Consider the following 24,295-nt stretch of genomic DNA (forward strand, 5'->3'; position numbering starts at 1 on the left):
TTAAACTAGTAGCTGATACAGTAAAAGAAGCCATAAAAAAAAGAGATGTGAAAGGACTCCTATTACATAGCGATCAAGGATTCCAGTACACCTCAAAAAGATATAACAAACTATTAAATAGATACAATATTAAGCAAAGTATGTCTAGGAAAGGAAATTGTTTAGATAACGCATGTATGGAGAGTTTTTTTAGCCACTTTAAAGCTGAATGTTTTTACCGATACCAATTTGAGAGTTCAAATGAGGTTAAGGAAGCAGTAAAAAATTATATTAAGTTTTATAACAATAAACGTTTTCAAAAAAAATTAAATAACCTTAGGCCTACTGAATATAGAGCTAAGGCTGCCTAATAAGTGAACCTTTTATTAATTGTCTACTTGACGGGGATAAGACCAACTTGAAGATCCTTTTTTACTATTTGTTAAGTTATTTTTACTAAGTTATGACACCCAATAATACCTTGATAATATAGTAGTAAGAAAACGGTATCAATTCTTGTGAGTTATGACACTATAAAAAAGCCCCAGAACTCTTTATAGTACGTTGTTTTATAATATTATTTTTTAGTATTAAAAAATCCCTTTTGTGTGACAGTATGTTTTTTCTAACTGTCTATACAAAAGGGATATATTCAGGTTCGATATCCTATAAGATTTTAGCTTTTGGTTTACCTTTGAAGTTCAGGATATTGCCAGATTCCAGAAGTTCTAAACAAGTCACGGTAGATAACTAAAATTTCATCTTTAGATACTTTGTGTGCTTCCTCTAACGATGGATAATCCAAATAAACAATATGGCCATTTTTGATGTAATATACTATCAGGTGATGAGTATATGAAAACATTTCAAAAAGTTTCCAAAAATGATTTGCTTTTTCCTTTTTCTTTTGTTTATCAAGATACGAAAAGTCCTCAAAGGGAACTGTCTGATCATATGCATGATTATTATGAAATTGTTTATGTCTATGGTGGCAAAGGGACTTTTTTTATCGGTGATGTTCTTTATGATATGAAACAAGGGGATGTGTTCTTGATCCCAAACAATACAATTCATCGAGCAATGCCCGATAAGGACGATCCTGTTACATCAACGATTATTTTTTTCAGTCCAATATTAATTTATAATAACTTTGTGGATGATTCCTTTTCTTATTTAAACTTGTTTGATATTACAAAGAAATTAAAAAACTATAAAATATCCTTTCTATCAGAAAAGCGCAAAGAAATGGAAGAGCAACTTCTAAACATTTATCAAGAAACAATAAGCACTGAGCCAGGCTCCAAACATGCATCCTTGCTTATTGTTCACAGAATTCTGATCGATTTATATCGCACTCGGATGAAAAATAATGAGAACATAACAAAGAAAAGTACATATAGTTCAGATTGGATTTCAGACATTCTAACCTATATAAATGACCATCTAAGTGAACCATTAACATTAACAAAACTCGCAAGTAAATCCTTGGTCAGTCCCTCTCATTTCAGCAGAGTATTCAAGGAAACTACCGGAATAGGGTTAATAGTGTATCTGAACACGAAAAGAGTTATTAAAGCTAAAGAACTTTTATTAGAAACGAATCATACCCTTTCACATATCGCTGAAATATGTGGTTTCGAAAGCATGTCTCATTTTCATCGAATTTTCAAAAAATATATCAATATGACTCCATCAGTTTATAGAAAAGAAAATACTCAACAGACCAGTAAAAAGATGAACTGATTATATTAAAAGGCTGTTTTCACAAACTTTGTTGCTATTTACCAAGTAATACGGTGGTTGATTGCAGTGAGAGATGCTCGCTTTCCGCGGGGCGGGCGGTGAGCCTCCTCGGCGTAAACGCCTGCATGAGTCTCACCTGTCCCGCTGCTCCCGCAGGAGTCTCGCAATCCGTTCCAATCAACCTGAATTAGTTTTTGTTTTAAAAGCAACAATCTCTTAGAAAAGAGCCTATTAAAAAATACTAAAGGCGCTTGAATGAAGCGCCTTTAGTTTAGTATAAGTAACCCTTTTTTGGCTGTTACACCCCGAAACGATCAGTTCCACAAAGCTAGATTATTTGCTGTAAAGCTACCCAATTATGTTTGTTTACTTCATAACACAGTTCTTCTTATACTAGGAGGTTAAATTTTTTCCGAATAAATGCGATACAGAGCAACAATATCGGAAAAACAATTTGCAAAGGTATATGAAAGTATAATGTGAAAAAATCTAACCCAATTTCATTATGTCGAATTTGGTTTGATGCGATTAAAAGGGATAATGGGGTAATAATAGTCCCTAGGCCAAGGAATACAGAACGATTTTGTTTTAATTTAAATAATTGAGCAATCCCGACAGCTGAACCGAATGTCCATCCACCAATCTTAAAAAACACGCCAGCTAACATCGTTAAAATAACCAATGCATCAAATCGTTCCAGAAAATCTGCAATTGAAACCATTCGAGCAGCAGTAAGAAGAGGAAAAAAATCCTGGCTATATATTTCAGGTCCTAATACAGATAAAACCATGATCAAATTTATTGTCATTAAAACACCTGTAAATAGTATCGCTGCCATGCCTACAGCTCTTTTTCTCCCCATATTGTTTAAATAAGGGAAAAACATACTAATGATGATTGACTCTCCGAATGGAAAGGTTAATACTTTTGGAAATACTTCTTTTAAAATTGGTTTTGGGCCATTTCCTAAAATAGGGGAAAGATTGTTTATATCAAATTCTTTAACAGTTAATAACAGAACCCAAATGATACTCAAGGCCATAATATAGGAAGGAATAACGGCTTCTCCCATTCTGCTGAATGTTTCAATTCCACCTCGAAAACAATATACAATTAATACCATAAAACTACCTATTACAAATACCAGTGGGGTTTCGACTAAGATTGATGCAGCGAGAATTTCAGCGAAATCTCTACAAGCTCGAGCAGCTAAATATGTAAAATAGCTGATATAAATCAAAATAAATGGGATGGCCAAAAACTTCCCAATAATTTTTGGGATCATCTGGATCAGCGTATCATCTGGATAATAGTTCGATAATTTTGTATACACTAACATCAAGATAAAGCCACCTAGCATAGACACCAAAATAACTAACCAAGCATCTTGTTTTGCCTCTCCACCTAATCCAAAAACAAAAGTATTACCAATTTGAAACCCCAGTATCACATAAAATAGCTGAAGAGGACTTATTTTTTCGTGTTTCATTTTATCACCCTAAAGGATATTGAAAAATTATTTGTTGGAACTTTATATAATACCAGTAACGATCCTTACTCATTTTGGTTATTTTATCCGTTAATAGAATTTCTATTCTATTGCGACATTCATAAAGATGTTCTTATTCAATAAGTGAAGATAGTTTCCAAAGTTTTTGCCACTCCATTATTATCGTTGGTTTCAGTTACTTCTTTTGCTAAGTACTATAATACTCATATTACTTTTCCCATTGCAACGGGATAGCCACATAGCTTAAATAATCCTATTTCATTAAAAACCTCACCAAATACTACTATTTTATTAAGAGATATTCTAAGTTTTTAGATATCACTTTAACATTCTGTTACGGCTAATACCCCTGATTGCGGAAGATCGTTCATGTTCCACTTCTTTTTTAATAATTAGAATTTGCTTTTATCTATATTTTCATTATAAAACTTAGGAAATACCAATGTTTTCAATGCTTATGAGCATATTTATTTTAATTTAACAAATAATATTTAATGATTTTAGACATCTTAAAGGAGACATTCTATGGAAAAGTTTATACAAAACTTAGATTTGTCAGCAAAAGGTATATGGTTTCCAATTACTTTATGTATTATCGCTTTGATTTACATACTTTTCATGCCAAAACGATTAAATTGGAAAGAAATTTATCTTACCTTTGGTACGATTGGCTATGTAGCATTAATAATAGATATGTTCTTTATGTTAAATTACTTTGATGTCTTTGATTTAGGCCGTGAGCCAAAGCAAGAAGGAATTGGTGATTTGATAAGTTATGGTATCATCCCTTCTTGTTATGCTGTAATATTTCTTAACCATTTAAAACAGGAAAAGAAATGGATATATGTTACTCTCTTTACACTTTTGTCCTTCCTATCTGAATGGATGCTTGTTCAAGTTGGATACATGAAGTTAAAAGGATGGCATACTTGGTGGTCTATCCCTGTATTTATTATTGTTTTTGCTTTTTGGTTGCCTTGGCATTTAAGGTTAATACGAAGGGAGTCATAATTTTAGGTAATCAAATGACCTTGAGCCTGCATAGAACTAATTTGTTATGGAGTTTACGTCTAATATTTTAGAATTATATTACCTTAGATAGTTAAACAAGACACAAGGTATCTTATGAATATGATATATAAATTTAGTTTACATAAATACGATGTTATCATCACTGAAAAGGAATCTTCGTTTGGGATGTTGACAAATGTCCCTTCAAACATAAAAGAAGATGAATATCTACTAATGTAGTGTTCATCTCACTTTTATTCACTATATTCTATGTCTATTAAAAAGGCTCTTTAGTTTGTCAACACCTCCCGTTTGAGGATCCATTTACACTACTAGTTCCTTCATATGTTAATATTTTATCGATTATGTATTTTAAATATTCAGAATTATAATGGCGTTATTCTTGAGTAAAGGAATAGATTCGATAAACACCATCAATTTCAAAACAAATTAGCAAATACAATGTAGGAAAGTAGCGAAGCTTGATTATCAATTCTGCTTATCCTGTCACAACACCATATAACTGTTCATTCACATCAAGATGATTTGTGTTGATAAAAGTTAAAGTTTCAATTAGTTCTTTTGTTTCCTTCCTATGTTTTTTTCGTGAAATGGCACGCTTCGGAGCAGTTCTAAATAAATACTCCTCTTCCTCTGTCTCAGGGATTACTTCTGGTACAGGCACTGGTTTTCCATTGTCATCCACAGCTACAAGAGTCTGGAACGATACCGCTGCAATTCTTCTTTCTCCTGTCATCAAGTCTTCAGCAGTAGAGCGAATAAAGACTTCCATCGAAGTTCTGCTTGTCCATGTTACATAAGCTACTAAACAGATTGAATCTCCTACTCGAACCGGGGAAAGGAAATCGACGGAATCTGTAGAAGCTGTGACACAAGGTCTTCTTGCATGGCGGGTTGCAGATAATACAGCCACTTCATCTATTAACTGCATGAGTCTACCACCGAATAATGTGTGGTGATGCTGCGTATCTGGTGGAAGAACAACATTGGCTTTGACACAACGCGAAAGTTTACAGGGTTTAGCATCCATAATATCACCTCATAATATAGTAAATATAAATTGTATTATAACAGATGTATTATTAATTTGTTGTTATATTATAGTCAGTAAGTAAAATAGGTAAAAATACCTATCACCTATAATGAAAATAAGCGCTCATCCTTGTTACTGGAAAGCGCCCAATGTGGAGCATCATTAATCTTTGCCCTTTTGAATTTCATAGACTTCCTCTTTTTCAACAACCTTATAGTAACTTCACATTTTAAAATGTTGAATGCTACATTTACAAACATACATCGATAGATTAGAGGATTTCCTTATAATAACTTAGGGTAGGTACTAGCATATTTGAGTTATAGATACTATCAAGTTCTGAGCTAGTTACCCACTTAATATCACTTACCTCATCTTGCTGAAGCTCTGTTGCTGATAGATCAAAACTTTGGTCAAAAAGCCATATATCACAGAAATTATTATATTTATCACGTCGTTCACTTTTTACTAACCCACCATTAGATCTTAATAAACTTATCCCTATTTCTTCTTTTACTTCTCGTAAAGCGCCTTCAAGACTCTCTTCTCCTGCTAAGATAGATCCCCCTGTACATTCCCATAGATTTGGGTGAGTCTTATCTGGATGACGTTTAGTCAAGAGAATTTCACCTTTATTATTTCTAATCCATACATGAACAACTATATGATAATAGCCTCCCTTTAATTGATTTCCACGTTTATGAGTCCTATTTGTCTTATTCCTATTCTTGTCATATAAATCCCACTGCTCCAAAAAATCCCCCCTCCCCAACCTTAAAAATCACTTCAAGTTTTAGAGTATTTGATTTTTTATTTATTGGTGCTTTCCTACATACGTTACATTAGAATTCAACATAAAAGGGTTGAAGACTGTCGTTTAGACAATATTCTATTCTTTGCCGGAAATTTTTCCAGGTGACCATCTCTAGTGCCTTTGTTATTGGAAAAAAACCTACTTCTAAACTTTCAGAACTAGTTGTTAATTCTCCACCTATAGGTACACCCAAAAACAATGTATTACATATTGATCCCCTTACATTCTGAAATACACCACAAAATCTAACTACTTCAATATCAATACCCGATTCTTCCTTTGTTTCTCTAATAGCAGCGTCCTTTAACGATTCCCCTTCTTCAACCTGCCCACCAGGCATTTCCCATCCTCTACGCGGGCCTTTAATTAATAAAATTTCATTTTGATTATTTAATACAATAGTAGCTGCTGATACAATATGTTTGGGTGGTGACATATTTAACCTCCATAAAAGTTAATGCTTTATTTGTGTCAATTCTATAATTTTGTATAGTAATCCTCCTTAAGTTAAATATTTTAGTTAATACAAAAAGAAAAACCAAATTTAGTGAAATTGGGCTTTTCTTTTTATTGTTTTTTGGCTTTGATTGACTAATTCTATTTCTTGATTCTGAGCAGACATTACTTTATCAGTTTCACTTATCGATATTTTTTTTAATGATAAATACATGCAAGAAAAAACTAATCAAACGATTACGGATTTACCGGTACGCATATTTCGCAAGAAGGGTTATTAATCATATCATCAGTGTATCTTTCGAAAATGGGTTTGTTATCAATTTGATATCCATTGTTTTGTAGAGATGAAAAAATATACGCGTATGCTTTTTGAATATCTTCTGCTGTATGTTTGACTTCGTAAATAAGGTATTTCCCACCAGAAAGTTCCCTTTTTCTCATTGAATCATCCATTTGATAATCTTCTGATATCACAATACAAGCATCAAATCTACAGTTTTCAGGAAGTGTTGTCTCAGGGTTATCTTGTGGGATTGCAAGTAGAATTGCCGATTTAAGTAGATTTTTCTCCTTAGCCCATTTTTTTAACTTCTCCATTACTTCAACATTTGCAGGACCATATGGACCAACTCGTCGTACATAAGCGATGCGATAGTTTGGTAGTGTTTCGACTTTAAATTTCATAGACTCTTTCTTCCCTTCTTCATTTTTATTTATTTGTTACATTTACGAATGTAGCATGCTTTAAAAATATATACATTTTATTATTTAAAAATTTTTGAAATTTTGTAAAATAATGTTTTTTCAAATAAAGTTAGCAAAAGTTAAAGATTTGGTTGCTGCGGCAGCTATTTTTCTTGTTCCACTAACGAACCAGGTTTAATAGGAAAATCATATATAAATGCAAAACACCTCCATAAAAGATATAATTGATACCTTAATTTACTAAACTAGACGAGGGTATACAACAAAGGCAGCTTTCGATTTCTGACCGAAAGCTGCCTTTATTCATTGGAACCTAATCATCCTTGCCAGATAAAATTCTGCATTGATACTGATTAATTAATTAAAAGGATAGGTATAAGGAAAACTTTATATCAGCTCTTTGCTATGAGCCTTACAAGACCAAACCACTACAGGAATAAGCAGAAGTGAGAGAAGAGCTCCAGCAAGTGATAGTACTGTATAACTAGAATGAGCGACCACCATTCCTGATAACGCACTGCCTGAAGCACCTGATAATGCAATCAAGACATCAACCGATCCCTGTGCTTTTGCACGAATCGATGGATGTGTAGCATCTATGATGAGAGCCGTTCCGCTAATTAAGCCAAAGTTCCATGTTTTTATTTAATATATAAGATTAATCGACAGTCATTTTAACTATTTTAAAGAAAATTTAAAGCATTATGATATCACACAATTTCCTGATTAATGTTACAAAACAAAAATAACTGTAGAGTTTTATCTCTACAGTTTATTACTTTAAAGCATATTTTCGCCAAAGGTTTATTGAAGCATATCATTGCCAAAACGGCAAAATTATGGTTCAAGTCACAGACAAAACAAAAACCACCAAATATGTATTTGGTGGAGACGGTGGGACGTGCTATTCCATACTTTCGACATGGCACTGACTATATCTTGAACCTGACAGATACAGGTCCTTCGGCGTCTTATACGAAACATTGATTTACCTGTAATGAATCAGGCAGGTTTTCGTATCCTAGTACTACCAATCATGGCAGCCTATAAGTCGATACACGGCTGTTGGATTACTCCACATACCGCTCGGCATTGCCCTATCACATTTTTGTGACTTAGGTTTCACCGATAAAGCCGAATTTTCACTTATGTGTTACCACATAAGGCGACTAATAACTAATCGAACCCACGTCCAGAAACATCGCCACTTAAGCGTCTACGAGCGTAGTCGATATATTCGCAGTTTCGCTAACTCCTATGCCTATCGACAGGCGTCAGAGCAGCTAGTCTGATTGGTCTCTTCCATCATCCCCAGACGGAGGAATTAGGCGTAGTCCACTAAGAGTGAGTCCCTTACCCTACCACATGGACGATGGAGGGAGGAACAGCTACGCAGTTATTAAGCTGCGAAAGCTAAGTTATTGTTAGTTTTGCCAGTTATTATTGGCGTGACGTTTTAACGAAGACGATCCCTTCGGCCCGCAACCTAAGCTCGAACTACCCCTGTCGAATCCGTAACGTCCCCATGATAAGCCGTATTATACCAGCTAGGGAATACGGGAGATAAAGCAGTTAAAGCTTAATTGCTTATGAAATTGTTGTGAAGGAATTAACCTTCATTTTTGATGACGTGTTAATCTGCCATCAGAGTTGTAAGTGACTGTCTTACAAAATCTATTATAACAGACTGATACAAGAATGCAATTGTAAGGTTTTTCCTACTATTCCTTTTGACGTTCTCTAAAGGCACGTTCGATATCACGCTTAGCTTCTTTTTTCTTTAAATCCTCACGTTTATCGTATTTCCTTTTACCCTTACCAAGGCCTATTAACACTTTAGCATAACCATTTTTCAAATACATTTTTAATGGTACTAGTGCATAGCCTTCTTCTTTCGTAGCACCTATTAACTTTACAATTTCACGTCTATGCAATAAGAGCTTTCTTGTGCGTAATGGTTCATGGTTATAACGATTCCCCTGCTCATATGGACTAATGTGCATATTGTGCAAATATACTTCCCCATGTTCCACTCGTGCGAAGGAATCCTTTAATTGTACTCGGCCATTACGTATTGATTTTATTTCAGTACCTTGAAGGACAATGCCGGCTTCATACGTTTCTTCAATTGAGAAATCATGATTAGCCTTTTTGTTTTGAGCTAATACTTTTCCAGTTCCTTTAGGCATTGCTTGACCCTCCCTTTAATAGCTATTTCAGATAGCGATAAATTATATTTTAGCAAAAATTGGACTTTTCCTCAATATGTACGTGTTAATTCGAACAAAAACGAATGAAATGATTGAACTTAGATGGTTTTTTTTGCAATTTTGATCTTTTTTTTGCAACTTACTTGGTTTTTTTGCAAATTTAGGTTATTATTTTGTAACTTTCATTATTTTTTTTGCAATTTAGGTCATTTTTTTTGCAACTCCCAATAATTTGCAGCCACGGCAATTTTTTGTAGCTTCCAATGATTCTGCATACCCGACATTTTTGCAACTACCAATGATTTCGCAGCCCCGCCCATTTTATTATCCAAAGTAAATTTGTTTTACAACTTAATGAGGGTCTGACACAAGTTGTCTGTGCCAGACCCATCTTTTAAAATGATCAAGCTTTCTTTTTCTTTTTCCGCTTCGCTTTCGGTGCATTTTCATAGTGCTTTTTCTTCTTTTTTCGTGGTGGACGTGTTGACCAGTCGCCATCCTTATCCTTTTCCTTATCTTTTCCACTGCCGTTTCTGGTACCTTTTTGATTTGAATCTTTTCGACCTTTACCAGCTATGATTACCTTCGGCCTGTCCTTTGCTTGTGGTCTTCTTGTTCCCTTCATGCCAACGATCTCAAAGTCGATTGAGCGCTCTTCTTTATTGACATTTACGACACGGACCGTAGTTTCATCACCAATTCGATACACATTTCCAGTACGTTCGCCAATCATTGCGTAATGACGTTCATCATATCGATAATAGTCATCCGTCATATAGCTTACATGAACAAGACCTTCAATTGTATTTGGGAGCTCAACAAACATACCAAAGTTTGTAACTGAGCTGATCATGCCGTCATATTCTTCGCCAATTTTATCAAGCATGTATTCAGCCTTTTTCAACTCATCTGTTTCACGCTCTGCTTCAACCGCTCTTCGTTCCATATTTGATGCTTGTTCTGCAATGACAGGTAAGCTTTCTCCCCATCTTGAACGGGTCGCTTCATCGACTTTGCCTTCAATTAAGTATGTTCGAATTAAGCGATGAACAATTAAGTCAGGATAACGACGGATTGGTGAAGTGAAATGTGTGTAATATTCCGTTGATAATCCAAAGTGACCTAGGCTTTCTGGGTCATATTTTGCTTGCTTCATTGAACGAAGCATAACCGTTGATATAACCGTTTCCTCCGGTGTTCCCGCTACTTCCTCCAAAATATTTTGCAATGCTCTCGGATGGATTTCGTTAGCAGAACCTTTAACCGTGTATCCGAAATTTGTAATAAACTCTAGGAAACGCTGAAGTTTTTCAGTATTCGGGTCTTCATGAATCCGATAAATAAACGGCACGTTCATCCAGTGAAAATGCTCGGCAACTGTTTCATTTGCTAATAACATGAATTCTTCGATCAATCGTTCTGCAACCGAACGTTCTCGAATCACAACATCATGTGGGTGGCCTTCATCATTTACAAGCACCTTTGCTTCTTTAAAATCAAAATCTATTGCACCACGGTTCATTCGTTTTGTACGTAGAATTTGTGCAAGTTCACCCATTTGCTCAAACATTGGTACAAGCTTTTCATACTTTTGTAAAAGTGCCTCATCACGATCTTCGAGGATTTTTTTTACATCAGAGTAGGTCATCCGTTCAGTCGTTTTAATGACACTTTGGAAGATCTCATGTTTTACAACCGTTCCTGCCTCATCGATTTCCATTTCACATGACAATGTTAGTCGATCTACCTTTGGATTCAATGAACATATTCCATTTGAGAGACGATGAGGAATCATTGGGATTACTCGGTCTACAAGGTACACACTTGTCCCACGCTCTAATGCTTCACGGTCAATTGGGGACTGCTCTGTTACATAATGACTTACATCGGCAATGTGAACACCTAGTTTGTAGTTTCCATTTTCTAATTTTTGAACGGTAACAGCATCATCTAAATCCTTTGCATCTGCTCCATCAATAGTCACAATTATTTCATTACGTAAATCACGGCGGTCTTTTAAATCTTCTTCTTTAATTGACTCTGGTACATCGTTTGCTTGTTGGATGGCTTCTTCAGGAAACGGACCTGGTAGTCCATGTTTATGAATAACAGATAAAATATCAACACCAGGGTCATTTTTATGACCTAAAATATCAATTACTTCACCTTCTGCACTCATACGTCCTTCAGGATAAGTTGTTAGTTTTACAACAACTTTATGGCCCTCTACTGCCCCATTTGCAGCATTTTTGGGAATGAAAATATCATTGGCAATTTTTTTATCATCAGGAATAACAAAACCAAAATTTTTGCTTTCTGTATATGTCCCAACAATTTCTTTTACGCCTCGTTCTAAAATACGAATAATCGTACCTTCTTGACGTGATCCACCTGCAGACTTAGCGCTTACTCTTACTAAAACAATATCACCATGCATCGCTGTTTTTAGTTCGGTAGGTGGGATAAATACATCATCTAAGCTAGTATCTTCAGGGTCTACGAAAGCAAAGCCTTTAGCATGACCGATAAGCTTCCCTTTTAATAAATTCATTTTTTCTGGTAAGCCATAACGGTTACTTCTCGTTCTAACGACTAATCCTTGATCCTCCATCGCTACTAACGCTTTGACAAAATCTTTAAATTCAGCTGAGTCCTCTATTCCAAAGGCTTCCTCTAGTTCTTGAACGGTAAGAGGCTTGTATGCTTCTTCCTTCATGAAAGCTAGTAGTTTATTGATATGTACTTGTATTTCTTGATCCATGTAGTATCCTCCTTTTTACCAATCAAGGCTTTCTAGAAATTGGTAGACGTCTTCATGCAGCTGGTCGCGTTCTTTATCAAGTGTAAGAACATGTCCAGACTCCTCATACCATTTTATTTGCTTTTGATCGGTTTCTACTTCGTTATATATAATGTTGGCACTATCGGTATTAATCATGTGATCATGTCTTCCTTGTGCGACAAACGTTGGGGAATAGATCATATCGACATTATTACGGACGTCTGCAATTAACCCCTGTAAAGCTTTTAATGTGTTCATCGGAGATTTCGCAAACTCTTCCATTTCTTCTTCAATTTTATCTGGTGATTTCCCTTCAAACTTTTTATAATTTCTCGCATACTCAAGAACACCTTGATACATTACTTCTTCGCTTTTTATATACATTGGAGCACACATTGGGACAATACCCTTTACAGGTACAGTGTAACCTAATTTAAGGGAAAACACTCCGCCAAGTGATAAACCGCCTACTGCTATCTTTTCAAACCCCATATCCTTTAAGTGATCATAGCCTTGCTGGACATCTTGCCACCAATCCTTAGGACCTGTATGTACTAACTCTTCTGGGGGAACACCATGCCCCTTATATTGTGGTGCATGACAAGTATAGCCTCTTTCACTTAAATAACGAGCCAGCATCCGTACATCTGCTGTATTCCCAGTAAATCCATGTAATAATAAAACTGCTTTCTCTCCGCCCTCAAACGTAAACGGCTTTGGTAATACTCTTTTCATTCTTAGTAACTCCTTCAAAATAAAGATCTTTTAACTAGTTTATCCCACTTTAACTTGCAGTAGTACATCTTGTAATAGATGTTTCACTACGCTTAATGTCATATATCTATTTAAACAAACGTTTGATTTATAGCCAAAAGGTTTGCTTGAATTTCTTTCTAATAAAAAAAGAGCCTGATGCTCAGACCCTTTGTTTTAAAGATTATTTAACGATATATGCTACCAAGATAGTCAAAATAAAGAATAGCACTGATAAAATAACTGTCGCACGGTGTAAAACTAAATCAAGACCACGAGCCTTTTGCTTACCAAAAAGCTGCTCGGCACCACCAGAAATTGCACCTGATAGACCTGCACTCTTACCAGATTGTAATAATACAACTGTAATTAAAGCGACTGATACTAAAACAAGTAGGATAATTAATGCTGTATGCATGAAAAACGACACCTCCTGATATACGCACAACTAGATAGTTTTAATGTATCATATCTATACGTAATTCACAATACAAGTTTAGGTTGTCTTCATGGATAGAAATTCGGAACCGACTATGTGGTAGGTTATCTTCTATTTTGGGGATTTATCTTCTATATTGGAGAATTTATCTTCGATTCTGGGGATTTATCTTCGATTTTTCGTTTTTATCGACTATTAGACAAAAATCGACAAAAAGGCTGACTATAATTGATAGACCCGATCTTTATTACTCCCTGTGTAACTGAGGTTCATTGATTTAAGTAGTCTATTCGCTGTTGCTGATGAGGTTATGTTCAAAAAACATCTCAGTTCAGAATTTGAAATTGTTGGTTTTAATAATAGTTTGTACTCTTTTAAGGCCTGAATGTGAGCCTGTTTATTTTTTCTATTACATTTTGGACAATGCCAGTTAGCCTTTACTCGAATTAAGGGAAGGTAATTGCAACTTGGACATATCACTCCATTCAGAATTTCACTTTCAATTATTTTAAAGCGGTCTAAGATAGAAAATTCCGCTATAGTATGCTTTTTGAGCAATTTTCGAGAGATCTTTTTTAGTTCCTTTTCTTCAAGTTCTTGTGAAATGATGGATTGTGCTATTTGCATAATTTTAGCGGGAAGGTTTTCTTTGCGGATTACTTTGTGGTGAATTATTTGGTCTTGTGGAGAGGAGCGAATTACTGTAAATGAGTTGCTTATGACAACAATTGAGGTGATTTTCATTTCTTTTAAATTATTATTTACCAGCCATTCTTTTAATTGTGATTCTTGCCGTTCCAATTGTATTATCGGATATTGATATGCCTTTTCCGTTTGATCTTTTGTTTGAATCAGTTGTTTAAAGATCGGATCGAAGTAAATGGTTCCTGATATATTTTTCACCTCAATGATTATTGCAAATTTCCTAGTTAAGATAAGGGTATCAATTTGGAAGTAATGATTTTTACCTTTTAGCCTTATGTCATGGAAGATATAGTAGTCTTTTTCTTCAAGGAAACTTAGATAATAGTCAATAGCTTCTTCACCTTTGTAGCCAGCCATTCTTTTTTTCAAATCATCATTAATAATTGGGATTTTTGGATGTTTTAGAGGAAGTCTTAGAAGTAATGCTTCTAATTTTTCAATCGTAAGGGGGTATTCACGGTGTTTTAAGATCATTTTCTCACTCCATATTTTATTTTGTTAAACCCTTCGCCAATTCTTAAGGAAATCCTGCTACTTTTTATCCTCATTTATAGTTTATCTTCGATTTTGATGAGTTTATCTTCGATTTTTCAAATTTATCTTCGATTCTGGCAATTTATCATCGATTAGACACATCCCATCAAAATTCGACAAAAACCAAAAACAGGATATTAAAAAAAAGGAACTGCCAAAGCAGTTCCTTTCCCAAAGCTTATTTCTTTAAGTTATAGAAAGTTTTAATTCCATCATATTTTGCTGCGTCAACAAGTTGATCTTCGATACGAAGAAGTTGGTTGTATTTTGCAACACGGTCTGTACGTGATGGAGCACCAGTTTTGATTTGGCCAGCGTTAGTTGCTACTGCGATGTCAGCAATTGTCGTATCTTCTGTTTCACCAGAACGATGTGAAATTACTGCAGTGTAACCAGCGCGTTTCGCCATTTCGATTGCTTCAAATGTTTCAGTTAATGTACCGATTTGGTTCACTTTGATTAAGATTGAGTTACCAATTCCTTTTTCAATACCTTCAGCAAGCTTCTTCGTGTTTGTAACGAATAAATCATCACCAACAAGTTGAACTTTACCGCCAAGACGCTCAGTCAATAATTTATGACCTTCCCAGTCATTTTCATCTAAACCATCTTCGATTGAGATGATTGGGTATTTAGAAGACATTTCTTCATACCAGTCAACCATTTCAGCAGATGTTTTGACAACACCTTCACCTGAAAGATGGTATTTACCGTCTTCTTTGTTGTAGAACTCAGAAGAAGCAGCATCCATAGCAAGCATAACTTGCTCGCCTGGTTTGTAACCAGCTTTTTCGATTGCTTCGATAATTGTTTGAAGAGCTTCTTCGTTTGAACCTAAGTTTGGAGCGAATCCACCTTCATCACCTACAGCAGTGTTAAGACCTTTACCATGAAGAACTGATTTTAAGCTATGGAAGATTTCTGCTCCCATGCGTAGAGCTTCACGGAAGTTTTCAGCACCTACAGGCATTACCATGAATTCTTGAATGTCAACATTGTTATCAGCGTGCTCACCACCGTTAACGATGTTCATCATTGGTACTGGTAATGTTTTCGCGCTGAATCCGCCAAGGTATTGGTATAAAGGTACTTGTAAGAAATCTGCAGCAGCACGAGCAGCAGCCATAGAAACACCAAGGATTGCGTTCGCACCTAATTTACCTTTGTTTTCTGTACCATCAAGCTCGATTAATGCTTGGTCAATTGCAACTTGTTCTGTTACTTCGAAACCAAGTAATTCTGGAGCGATTAATTCATTTACGTTTTTAACAGCTGTTAAAACACCTTTTCCTAAATAACGCTCTTTATCTCCATCACGAAGCTCAACTGCTTCGTATTCACCTGTTGAAGCACCACTTGGTACCATTGCGCGTCCAAACGCACCTGATTCTGTGTGTACTTCTACTTCAATTGTTGGATTTCCACGTGAGTCTAATACTTCGCGTGCATATACGTCTACAATGTATGGCATTTAATTTCTCTCCTTTATTTTTGGATTAATGTTTTTCCTGTCATTTCTTTAGGTAATTCCACATTTAATAGATCAAGCATTGTTGGTGCTAAATCACCAAGAATTCCACCTTCACGAAGTGTAACACCCTCTTCAGTCACAATGACTGGAACAGGATTTGTCGTATGAGCTGTCATTGGCTCACCTTCTAATGTTACAACTTCATCAGAGTTACCATGGTCAGCAGTAATGATTGCTTTTCCACCTTTAGCGATGATTGCATCAACTATTTTTCCAAGACACTCATCAACAGTTTCAATTGCTTTAATTGTTGGCTCTAGCATACCAGAATGTCCTACCATATCTGGATTTGCAAAGTTCAAAAGGATGGCATCAAATTTATCAGCTTCAATTTCGGCAAGTAACGCGTCCGTTACTTCATATGCACTCATTTCTGGCTGAAGATCATAAGTTGCAACCTTTGGTGAATCAATTAAAATACGCTCTTCACCTGGAAATTTCTCTTCACGTCCACCACTCATAAAGAAGGTTACGTGCGGGTATTTTTCAGTTTCAGCAATACGAAGCTGTGTTAAGTTATTTTGTGCTAACACTTCTCCAATTGTATTATCTAAGTTTGTTGGTTTAAAAGCAACATATCCATCAACTGTTTCACTAAAATGTGTTAAACAAACAAAGTGTAAGTTCTTAGGATGTTTTTCTCCACGATCAAATGAACGGAAATCTTCATTTGTAAACGTGTTTGAAATTTGAATTGCACGGTCTGGACGGAAATTATAGAAAATTACCGCATCGTTATCACTAATCGTTGCAACAGGTGAACCGTCTTCCTTCGTCATAACAGATGGAAGTACGAATTCATCGAAGATACCATTGTTATAAGAATCATCGATACATTCCATTGGAGTACTGTAAGTAGGACCTTCTCCGTACACCATTGAACGGTATGATTTTTCTACACGGTCCCAACGCTTATCACGGTCCATTGAGTAGTAACGTCCTGATAAAGTCGCAATTTCCCCGACACCGTATTCTGTGAGTTTTTCTTGTAAATCATTCAAGTATGTTTTAGCAGTTTTTGGTCCTACATCACGGCCATCAAGGAAGCCATGGATGTACACATTTTTCACGCCTTCTTTAGCTGCAAGCTGCAGAAGAGCAAATAAATGCTGGATATGACTATGAACGCCACCGTCCGATAATAGGCCAAATAAATGTAGATTTGTACCGTTTTGCTTTACATGATCAATAGCAGCAGTGAAAGTGTCATTTTTTTCAAATTCGCCTTCACGAATTGCTACGTTTACACGTGTTAAGCTTTGATAAACAACACGCCCTGCACCAATATTTAAGTGACCTACTTCAGAGTTACCCATTTGTCCTTCAGGAAGACCTACTGCTTCACCAGAAGCCGTTAATTGCGAATGTGGATATTGATTCCAAAAACGGTCAAAGTTTGGCTTCTTAGCATGAGCAACTGCATTTCCTTTCGATTCTTCACGGCAAGCAAAGCCGTCAAGAATAATTAGTGCAACAGGTGCTTTACTCATTGCTACTTGCCTCCAAAAGCTGAAGGAAGGATTGTGCTTCTAAACTTGCTCCACCTACTAGTGCACCATCGATATCAGGCTGTGCCATATATTCTTTAATATTTTCAGGCTTTACACTACCACCGTATTGAATACGTACAGCTTGTGCAGCAGCTTGTGAAAATTGCTCACCAACAACTTGGCGGATATGTGCACATACTTCATTTGCATCTTGAGCAGATGAAGATTTGCCAGTTCCAATAGCCCAAATTGGTTCATATGCAATAACTGTTTGCGTTATTTGATCTTCAGATAAACCTTGTAAAGCTTGTTTCACTTGTTCACCTACAAGATCATTTGTCTTACCAGATTCACGTTCTTCTAACGTTTCACCACAGCAAACAATTGGAGTTAAACCATGTTTGAAAGCAGCTAAAGTTTTCTTGTTAACTGTTTCATCTGTTTCAGCAAACATTTCTCTACGCTCTGAATGCCCTAAAACAACATAGCTAACACCTAAATCTTTAAGTGCTACTGGACTAATTTCGCCAGTGAATGCGCCATTTTCTTCAAAGTGCATGTTTTGCGCACCTACTTTAAGGTCACTACCTTCAGTTAAACCTACTAGGCTTTCTAAAAATAGTGCTGGAGCACATACTACTGAGTCAACGTTAGCTGCAGTAGGTACTAAACCTTTTACTTCTTCAACAAAGCTTCTTGCTTCAGAAGAAACTTTGTTCATTTTCCAGTTACCTGCAATAATTGGTTTTCTCACGATTACACCGTCCTCTTTACAAGTTTCCTATGACGAATTAACGTCACGATCAAAAATGAAGTAAAATGCTTGTGTAAAAATAATAGTCAAGATGTCGCGACTAATCTTGGTTTCTTATTTTACAAACAAATTCGTATTCATTTTTTTATTTTTCATTTAACGCTACAACACCTGGAAGTTCTTTACCTTCCATAAATTCAAGAGAAGCTCCACCGCCTGTAGAAATATGGCTCATTTTATCTGCCAACTCAAACTTTTCTACAGCCGCTGCTGAATCTCCTCCTCCGATTACGGAATATGTATCATTTGCTTCAGCAAGTGCTTCGGCAACAGCTTTCGTACCACCTGCAAATGCATCTAATTCAAATACACCCATTGGTCCGTTCCAAATAACTAATTTAGACTTTTTAATAACATCCGCATAGATTTCTCGTGTTTTTGGACCTGCATCAAGACCTTCCCAATCACTAGGAATGCTATCGATTGGAACAATTTGAGTATTTGCATCATTTGAGAAATCATCTGCTACAACAATATCAACAGGCACATAAAAATTTACGCCTTTTTCTTTTGCTTGGTCAAGGAATGATTTCGCTAAATCAACTTTATCTTCTTCTAAAAGTGATTTACCTACATCATGGCCTAATGCTTTGATGAATGTGTAAGCTAATCCTCCACCAATGATTAGGTTATCAACTTTATCTAGTAAGTGTTGAATAACACCAATTTTATCCTTAACTTTCGCACCACCGATAATCGCTGTAAATGGGCGTTCAGGATTTGATAAAGCTTTACCTAATACTTCAAGCTCTTTTTCCATTAAGAAGCCTGCAACAGCTGGAAGATGTTTTGCAATTCCTTCAGTTGAAGCATGTGCACGGTGAGCAGCGCCAAATGCGTCATTAACATAAACATCTGCTAAGTCAGCAAATGCTTTTGCTAGTTCTGGGTCATTCTTTTCTTCACCAGGGTAGAAGCGAACGTTTTCTAATAAAAGAACGCCACCTTCTTCTAGCTTCGCAATTTCAGCTTTTACAGTTTCACCATAAGCTTCATCGGTTTTTACAACATTCTTACCTGAAAGCTCCTGTAGCTTTTCTGCCACTGCATTTAAGCGTAGCTCTTCAACTACTTGTCCCTTGGGACGTCCTAAATGACTTGCTAATACGACCTTTGCACCTTGCTCAGTTAGGTACTCAATGGTAGGTAAAGCTGCACGAATACGTGTATCATCTGTAACTTGTCCATCCTTCATCGGAACGTTAAAATCAACGCGACAAAAGACGACTTTTCCTTTTACATCAATGTCTTTAACTGACTTTTTGTTCATGAAAAGCCCTCCCTAATATGAAATGCGTAAGCGCCTTGACCAGCTCCGACAAGCACAAGACAAGTCTACCAGAAAGGCGTTTTTTGCCTTTCAGGTAGAATTGGCTTGTGACTCGAGGAGCTAGGCGCTGAAGCTAGACACAAAAACTAAGTATCAAGCCTCTATGTCTTAAAAACAAAACAAGGAAAGGGGATGATCCCCTTTCCCCATTTTTTCATACATTTAAGTCTTATTCAATTAATTCTCTATCTGATAATTCTTTAAGAATTAAAGACCTTTAGACGCAAGGTATTCAGCAAGATCTACTACACGGTTAGAGTAGCCACTCTCGTTATCATACCAAGAAATAACTTTAACCATGCTACCTTCCATAACCATAGTAGATAGAGCATCGATTGTAGAAGAATTAATGTTACCGTTGTAATCTCCAGATACTAATGGCTCTTCACTGTATCCAAGGATACCTTTTAATTCGCCTTCAGCAGCTGCTTGTAATGCTGCGTTTACTTCATCAACAGTTACTTCTTTATCTAATTCAGCAACTAAGTCAACTAAAGAAACGTTAGGAGTTGGAACACGCATAGCTCCACCGTTTAATTTACCTTTTAATTCAGGTAATACTAGAGAAACAGCTTTAGCAGCACCAGTTGTAGTTGGAATGATGTTTTCAGCTGCCGCACGAGCACGACGGTAGTCTTTATGTGGTAAATCTAAGATTTGTTGATCATTTGTGTATGAGTGAACAGTTGTCATCATACCACGTTTGATACCGAATTTATCATTTAATACTTTAGCAAATGGAGCTAAACAGTTAGTAGTACAAGAAGCGTTAGAAATTACATCGTGGCTAGCTGCATCATATTTGTCTTCGTTAACACCCATAACGATTGTAATATCTTCGTCACTTGCTGGAGCAGAGATGATAACTTTTTTAGCGCCTGCTTCTAAGTGTTTCGCAGCGTCTGCACGCTTAGTGAAGAAACCAGTAGATTCAACTACGATATCAACGCCTTGCTCGCCCCAAGTTAATTTAGCTGGGTCACGCTCAGCAGATACTTGAATTGTTTTTCCTTCTACTACTAGGTTGTTACCGTCAACAGAAACTTCTGCATCTAATTTTCCGTGAACTGTATCATATTTTAAAAGATGAGCTAACATGTTAGCATCTGTTAAATCGTTAACTGCTACAACGTCAACGTTAGGATTTTTTAATGCTGCACGGAATACATTACGACCAATACGACCAAAACCATTAATACCGATTTTTACTGCCATGATTAATTTCCTCCTTTAATTGTGTTCAATAGGTGATATACCTTTGAACGCTACATTACTAAGGTTGTTCAATTCTCAAAAAGTATTAAAGAAATGAACATATATAATCAGGGATAATTAATCCCTTATTAACTCATTTGCAGCACCTTCATCTGTTATTAAAACAGAGTCTAATGCTTGTTTCATATAGGCATTAATTGCCTTTGCCTTTGATGCTCCACCTGCTACCGCAATAACATTTGGCACTTCATCAATGTCTTCTAGCTGAATTCCGACTGTTTGAACCTTATGTACGATTTTACCCTCTTGGTCAAAATAATAACCAAACGCTTCTGCTACGGCATTCCCTTTTTCGATTTTAAGGAAATCCTTTTCCGGAGTTCTCCGGCGTTCCGCCATCGTTTTAGCGTCTCCTATTCCATGAATAACCATACTTGAGGATTTCATCATATCTAAGAGTTCTTTAATAGAAGGTTCTTCAATGATTGATAGATAAGCATCCTTACTAAGCTGATCTGGAACGTGTAATAGTCGGTAATTTCCACTCGCACGCTCTGCCATCTTTGCACAGATTGTGTTCGCTTGATTCTCAACTGTTTCACCAAGTCCTCCACGTGCAGGAACAAATAGAATTTCGCGATTTTTGCTATCTGGAGTCATCATTTCTGCAACAGCAGCAAGGGTAGTGCCTCCAGTAACAGCGACGATATTTTTTGCATCTAATCGCTTTTTTATACATGATACACATGCTCTTCCCATTTCTTTTTGCACCCATGGAGATTGATCACTGTCACCCGAAACGACGATCACTTTGTTAAGATTAAATTTCTCCTTTAATGTATTTTCCAAAAGAGTCAATCCTAATACGTCTTTCATCATTTCTTCGAGAACAGTCAATAGAGATGTTCCGTCTTTCGTTAAGTTCATACCCGAAGTGTGAATTTCAATTAAATTCTGATCTTTCAGAAATTGAACTTCATTTCTTAGGACTCTTTCACTTAATCCTAGACTAATTGAGAGACTTCTTCGTCCAATCGGCTGCATTAACCGAATGTATTGCAGAACTTGATAGCGTTTTTGCATAACCTGTAAAAGGTCAGGCAATAATTTCTTTTGTACTTCTATTAATGATTTCATCTTTGCTATCCCTTTCTGAGTCGATCTGGACTTTTAACGTCCCGCTATGACTTATTATGTCCCACCTACTCAAAAAAAAATCTCCCCTGCTACATCTTTATTTTAACAGGGTAAAATTGCATATTCAAGGAATGTTTTACGACTTTTTAAAGTAACCGCTTTCTTATGTTATCTTTTTCCAATATTCCATATGAAGCGATTTCATTATCGATTTTCACGACAGGAATCATAATTTGAAATAACTCCAAAAGTTCATCATCCTTATAAATATCCACTATATCATATTCAAAAGGAATTTCTTTTTGAATGTCTTTTAAAATAACTAAGCCCTTATCACATAGAGAGCAATTTTCCTTTGAGTAGAAGATAACCTTTTTCATGATTCATTAACCCTTCCATTCTGTTGACTACTATATTAATTGCATGAATGTATTGCGATAATTAATACTGCTTTCTTATCGCTGATGTTGAAATATTTAATTGTTCACGGTATTTTGTAACAGTTCTTCTTGAAATATTTATACCATAACTAGATTTTAACTCATTTGCAATTTTTTGATCTGATAAAGGCTTCTTTTTATCTTCAGAATTAATCATTTCCTGAAGTTTCATTTTTACTGAGGCAGATGAAACCTCTCCACTTTCTTCATCAAGCTTAGTTGAGAAAAATGATTTCATACTTACTAAGCCATGAGGTGTTTGGATGAATTTATCCTTTACAGTCCTGCTAACCGTTGATTCATGTATGTCCAAAGCTTCAGCGATATCCTTTAATGTAAGAGGCTTCAGTAGGTTTTTTCCATATAAAAAATAATCGTGTTGTTTTTGAATGATCACCTTCATTACATTTAACATTGTCTCTTTTCGCTGTTCAATCGCTCTTTGCAGCCATCTTCCCTGTGTTAGCTTTTTAGAATAATAATCCTTTGTCTCTGTATCCATCGTATTCTGAATAGCTGGTTCTAAAGGTTGATTAAATAATAGTTGGGGAATAAGCTCGTCATTATAAATAATCTGCAACTCATTATTTGTCTTTCTAACGATCATGTCAGGAGTTACATATGTTGATTCATCACTTTCAAACTTTAGCCCTGGTCTTGGTTCAAGTTTTCTTATTTCGTGTTGGATTTCCTGGATTTCAATTATCGAGACATTTAATTTTTTTGCTAAGTCCTTCCAAGACTTTTCAGCAAAGCTCCGGAAATGGTCTGATATGATCGTTTCCGCGAGTTCATTTCTAATCGGTAATCGTCTTAACTGTAGTAAAATACACTCTTGCAGAGAACGTGCACCAATACCTGCAGGTTCTAAACTTTGCAGCATATATAGCTTGCTTTCAAGCAATTCTTCGCTAACGTTAACGATACGTGCCAAGTCTATTAAGTTATCCTTTAAATATCCATTTGCATCAAGAGCATTGATTAATAAATCGAGACAAGCTCTATCGTTCTTGGTCATCGAAAAATCAACTAGCTGATTCCGCAAATGCTCTCTCAGGCTAGGCTTTTCTTCGCAGGAGTTCTCAATAAACGTTTTTCTATCTGATTTTGAGCTTGACTTACGATATGGTGAACTGTAGGTTTCTTTTACTTCAATGAGGGGATTTTCCATTATGAGTTCCTGGACGTAAGAAAGGAGATCAGCTGAGGAATATTGTAATAAAGTAATAGCTTGCTGTAATTCTTGAGTCATTTTCAATTTTAACGTTTGTTCTTGAATTAATCCAATTTTCATGTTGACTTCCCCCTATTTTACATACTACTCAAAGTTAAAGAAAAAAGGTACGGTATATGCCGTAAGGAAACGCTTACATTTAGTGATGTTTTCTTCTTTCAACAAACAATCCTACAAACCTCTTAATTATAATCCTACTACATGCTTATGTTTCTGTCACAAAAAAATGCTGTAATTAGGGTTTTTTTGTATTATTCGCTAAAGAATCGTTAAATCCTGTCTTTAGGCTGCCATATATTTTCCTATAGAAATAGGCTCTGCAAACTTGGTTGTTGATTTCCGCTACAGGCGTTCGATTTCTACGGGCAGTCTGTGAGTTTAGTCTCACTTATCAGTTCCAATCAAC

22 protein-coding genes, 1 other RNA gene and 1 pseudogene are annotated in these 24,295 nt (G+C 35.9%); 3 read left to right on the forward strand and 21 right to left on the reverse strand.

Going from position 1 to position 24,295, the window contains the following annotated elements; all coding sequences use genetic code 11:
* Both I7822_RS19985 and I7822_RS19990 read left to right on the forward strand, forming a co-directional pair.
* Positions 1–350 (forward strand): IS3 family transposase (locus tag I7822_RS19985; protein WP_207980842.1); only part of this gene is annotated, 350 nt, incomplete at its 5' end.
* A 484-nt stretch (positions 351–834) separates the two neighbouring features.
* Positions 835–1,722, forward strand: coding sequence for an AraC family transcriptional regulator (locus I7822_RS19990; protein WP_207980843.1), 888 nt, complete (start codon positions 835–837; stop codon positions 1,720–1,722).
* Between the two features lie 388 nt (positions 1,723–2,110).
* Here the strand turns inward: I7822_RS19990 and I7822_RS19995 are convergent, their stop codons facing one another.
* Positions 2,111–3,211 (reverse strand): GerAB/ArcD/ProY family transporter, encoded by a 1,101-nt coding sequence (locus tag I7822_RS19995; protein ID WP_207980844.1) that lies wholly within the window; start codon positions 3,209–3,211, stop codon positions 2,111–2,113.
* Between the two features lie 224 nt (positions 3,212–3,435).
* A complete protein-coding gene (locus I7822_RS30720; RefSeq protein WP_207980939.1) occupies positions 3,436–3,534 on the reverse strand; it encodes a hypothetical protein in 99 nt (32 codons plus the stop codon).
* Between the two features lie 223 nt (positions 3,535–3,757).
* Between I7822_RS30720 and I7822_RS20005 the strand changes: the two genes are divergently transcribed.
* A complete protein-coding gene (locus I7822_RS20005; protein WP_207980845.1) occupies positions 3,758–4,243 on the forward strand; it encodes a hypothetical protein in 486 nt (161 codons plus the stop codon).
* Between the two features lie 499 nt (positions 4,244–4,742).
* Here I7822_RS20005 and I7822_RS20010 read toward each other — a convergent pair whose 3' ends face one another.
* From I7822_RS20010 to rpoN, 19 genes and pseudogenes are all read right to left on the reverse strand, one after another.
* Positions 4,743–5,294, reverse strand: coding sequence for an acyl-CoA thioesterase (locus I7822_RS20010; RefSeq protein ID WP_207980846.1), 552 nt, complete (start codon positions 5,292–5,294; stop codon positions 4,743–4,745).
* Positions 5,295–5,568: 274 nt separating this feature from the next.
* A complete protein-coding gene (locus I7822_RS20015) occupies positions 5,569–6,051 on the reverse strand; it encodes an NUDIX hydrolase (protein ID WP_207980847.1) in 483 nt (160 codons plus the stop codon).
* Between the two features lie 88 nt (positions 6,052–6,139).
* Positions 6,140–6,547 (reverse strand): NUDIX hydrolase, encoded by a 408-nt coding sequence (locus I7822_RS20020; protein WP_207980848.1) that lies wholly within the window; start codon positions 6,545–6,547, stop codon positions 6,140–6,142.
* Between the two features lie 257 nt (positions 6,548–6,804).
* Positions 6,805–7,254: an AraC family transcriptional regulator gene (locus I7822_RS20025; RefSeq protein WP_207980849.1), complete on the reverse strand. Its 450-nt coding sequence runs from the start codon at positions 7,252–7,254 to the stop codon at positions 6,805–6,807.
* A gap of 408 nt (positions 7,255–7,662) precedes the next feature.
* A pseudogene (locus tag I7822_RS20030) lies at positions 7,663–7,911 on the reverse strand (MFS transporter); the annotation flags it as partial.
* Positions 7,912–8,452: 541 nt separating this feature from the next.
* Positions 8,453–8,792, reverse strand: a transfer-messenger RNA (tmRNA) gene (gene ssrA, locus I7822_RS20035).
* A 204-nt stretch (positions 8,793–8,996) separates the two neighbouring features.
* Positions 8,997–9,464 (reverse strand): SsrA-binding protein SmpB, encoded by a 468-nt coding sequence (gene smpB / locus I7822_RS20040; protein WP_066329164.1) that lies wholly within the window; start codon positions 9,462–9,464, stop codon positions 8,997–8,999.
* A gap of 424 nt (positions 9,465–9,888) precedes the next feature.
* Positions 9,889–12,246: a ribonuclease R gene (rnr, locus tag I7822_RS20045; RefSeq protein ID WP_207980850.1), complete on the reverse strand. Its 2,358-nt coding sequence runs from the start codon at positions 12,244–12,246 to the stop codon at positions 9,889–9,891.
* A 15-nt stretch (positions 12,247–12,261) separates the two neighbouring features.
* Entirely contained in the window at positions 12,262–13,002 is a 741-nt protein-coding gene (locus I7822_RS20050; protein ID WP_207980851.1) for an alpha/beta hydrolase, read from the reverse strand.
* Positions 13,003–13,204: 202 nt separating this feature from the next.
* Complete coding sequence (gene secG, locus I7822_RS20055; protein WP_066329173.1) at positions 13,205–13,438, reverse strand: preprotein translocase subunit SecG; 234 nt, start codon at positions 13,436–13,438, stop codon at positions 13,205–13,207.
* Between the two features lie 243 nt (positions 13,439–13,681).
* Positions 13,682–14,638: a nuclease-related domain-containing protein gene (locus I7822_RS20060; RefSeq protein WP_207980852.1), complete on the reverse strand. Its 957-nt coding sequence runs from the start codon at positions 14,636–14,638 to the stop codon at positions 13,682–13,684.
* 238 nt (positions 14,639–14,876) lie between these two features.
* Complete coding sequence (gene eno / locus I7822_RS20065; RefSeq protein WP_207980853.1) at positions 14,877–16,169, reverse strand: phosphopyruvate hydratase; 1,293 nt, start codon at positions 16,167–16,169, stop codon at positions 14,877–14,879.
* A gap of 14 nt (positions 16,170–16,183) precedes the next feature.
* Positions 16,184–17,719 carry a 2,3-bisphosphoglycerate-independent phosphoglycerate mutase gene (gene gpmI / locus I7822_RS20070; protein ID WP_207980854.1) on the reverse strand — a complete coding sequence of 512 codons (1,536 nt, stop codon included), beginning with the start codon at positions 17,717–17,719 and terminating at the stop codon, positions 16,184–16,186.
* Complete coding sequence (gene tpiA / locus I7822_RS20075) at positions 17,712–18,473, reverse strand: triose-phosphate isomerase (protein ID WP_207980855.1); 762 nt, start codon at positions 18,471–18,473, stop codon at positions 17,712–17,714. The genes gpmI and tpiA overlap by 8 nt, the downstream gene beginning before the upstream one ends.
* Before the next feature lie 145 nt (positions 18,474–18,618).
* On the reverse strand, positions 18,619–19,803 hold the full coding sequence (locus I7822_RS20080) for a phosphoglycerate kinase (protein ID WP_207980856.1): 1,185 nt from the start codon (positions 19,801–19,803) through the stop codon (positions 18,619–18,621).
* 267 nt (positions 19,804–20,070) lie between these two features.
* Complete coding sequence (gene gap, locus I7822_RS20085; RefSeq protein WP_066329186.1) at positions 20,071–21,078, reverse strand: type I glyceraldehyde-3-phosphate dehydrogenase; 1,008 nt, start codon at positions 21,076–21,078, stop codon at positions 20,071–20,073.
* Between the two features lie 117 nt (positions 21,079–21,195).
* On the reverse strand, positions 21,196–22,215 hold the full coding sequence (locus tag I7822_RS20090) for a sugar-binding transcriptional regulator (protein ID WP_207980857.1): 1,020 nt from the start codon (positions 22,213–22,215) through the stop codon (positions 21,196–21,198).
* Between the two features lie 146 nt (positions 22,216–22,361).
* Positions 22,362–22,595 (reverse strand): glutaredoxin family protein, encoded by a 234-nt coding sequence (locus I7822_RS20095; protein WP_207980858.1) that lies wholly within the window; start codon positions 22,593–22,595, stop codon positions 22,362–22,364.
* Positions 22,596–22,656: 61 nt separating this feature from the next.
* Positions 22,657–23,949 carry an RNA polymerase factor sigma-54 gene (gene rpoN, locus I7822_RS20100; RefSeq protein WP_207980859.1) on the reverse strand — a complete coding sequence of 431 codons (1,293 nt, stop codon included), beginning with the start codon at positions 23,947–23,949 and terminating at the stop codon, positions 22,657–22,659.
* Between the last annotated feature and the right edge of the window lie 346 nt (positions 23,950–24,295).

This window comes from Metabacillus bambusae (genome assembly GCF_017497975.1).
In the GTDB taxonomy this organism is placed as follows: domain Bacteria; phylum Bacillota; class Bacilli; order Bacillales; family Bacillaceae; genus Metabacillus; species Metabacillus bambusae.

Bases quoted from the DNA above. Each gene is read 5' to 3' on its own strand.
- I7822_RS19990 (WP_207980843.1), top strand. From the start codon at position 835: ATGAAAACATTTCAAAAAGTTTCCAAAAATGATTTGCTTTTTCCTTTT.
- I7822_RS19995 (WP_207980844.1), bottom strand. From the start codon at position 3,211: ATGAAACACGAAAAAATAAGTCCTCTTCAGCTATTTTATGTGATACTG.
- I7822_RS20005 (WP_207980845.1), top strand. From the start codon at position 3,758: ATGGAAAAGTTTATACAAAACTTAGATTTGTCAGCAAAAGGTATATGG.
- I7822_RS20010 (WP_207980846.1), bottom strand. From the start codon at position 5,294: ATGGATGCTAAACCCTGTAAACTTTCGCGTTGTGTCAAAGCCAATGTT.
- I7822_RS20020 (WP_207980848.1), bottom strand. From the start codon at position 6,547: ATGTCACCACCCAAACATATTGTATCAGCAGCTACTATTGTATTAAAT.
- I7822_RS20025 (WP_207980849.1), bottom strand. From the start codon at position 7,254: ATGAAATTTAAAGTCGAAACACTACCAAACTATCGCATCGCTTATGTA.
- smpB (WP_066329164.1), bottom strand. From the start codon at position 9,464: ATGCCTAAAGGAACTGGAAAAGTATTAGCTCAAAACAAAAAGGCTAAT.
- rnr (WP_207980850.1), bottom strand. From the start codon at position 12,246: ATGGATCAAGAAATACAAGTACATATCAATAAACTACTAGCTTTCATG.
- I7822_RS20050 (WP_207980851.1), bottom strand. From the start codon at position 13,002: ATGAAAAGAGTATTACCAAAGCCGTTTACGTTTGAGGGCGGAGAGAAA.
- secG (WP_066329173.1), bottom strand. From the start codon at position 13,438: ATGCATACAGCATTAATTATCCTACTTGTTTTAGTATCAGTCGCTTTA.
- I7822_RS20060 (WP_207980852.1), bottom strand. From the start codon at position 14,638: ATGATCTTAAAACACCGTGAATACCCCCTTACGATTGAAAAATTAGAA.
- eno (WP_207980853.1), bottom strand. From the start codon at position 16,169: ATGCCATACATTGTAGACGTATATGCACGCGAAGTATTAGACTCACGT.
- gpmI (WP_207980854.1), bottom strand. From the start codon at position 17,719: ATGAGTAAAGCACCTGTTGCACTAATTATTCTTGACGGCTTTGCTTGC.
- I7822_RS20080 (WP_207980856.1), bottom strand. From the start codon at position 19,803: ATGAACAAAAAGTCAGTTAAAGACATTGATGTAAAAGGAAAAGTCGTC.
- gap (WP_066329186.1), bottom strand. From the start codon at position 21,078: ATGGCAGTAAAAATCGGTATTAATGGTTTTGGTCGTATTGGTCGTAAT.
- I7822_RS20090 (WP_207980857.1), bottom strand. From the start codon at position 22,215: ATGAAATCATTAATAGAAGTACAAAAGAAATTATTGCCTGACCTTTTA.
- I7822_RS20095 (WP_207980858.1), bottom strand. From the start codon at position 22,595: ATGAAAAAGGTTATCTTCTACTCAAAGGAAAATTGCTCTCTATGTGAT.
- rpoN (WP_207980859.1), bottom strand. From the start codon at position 23,949: ATGAAAATTGGATTAATTCAAGAACAAACGTTAAAATTGAAAATGACT.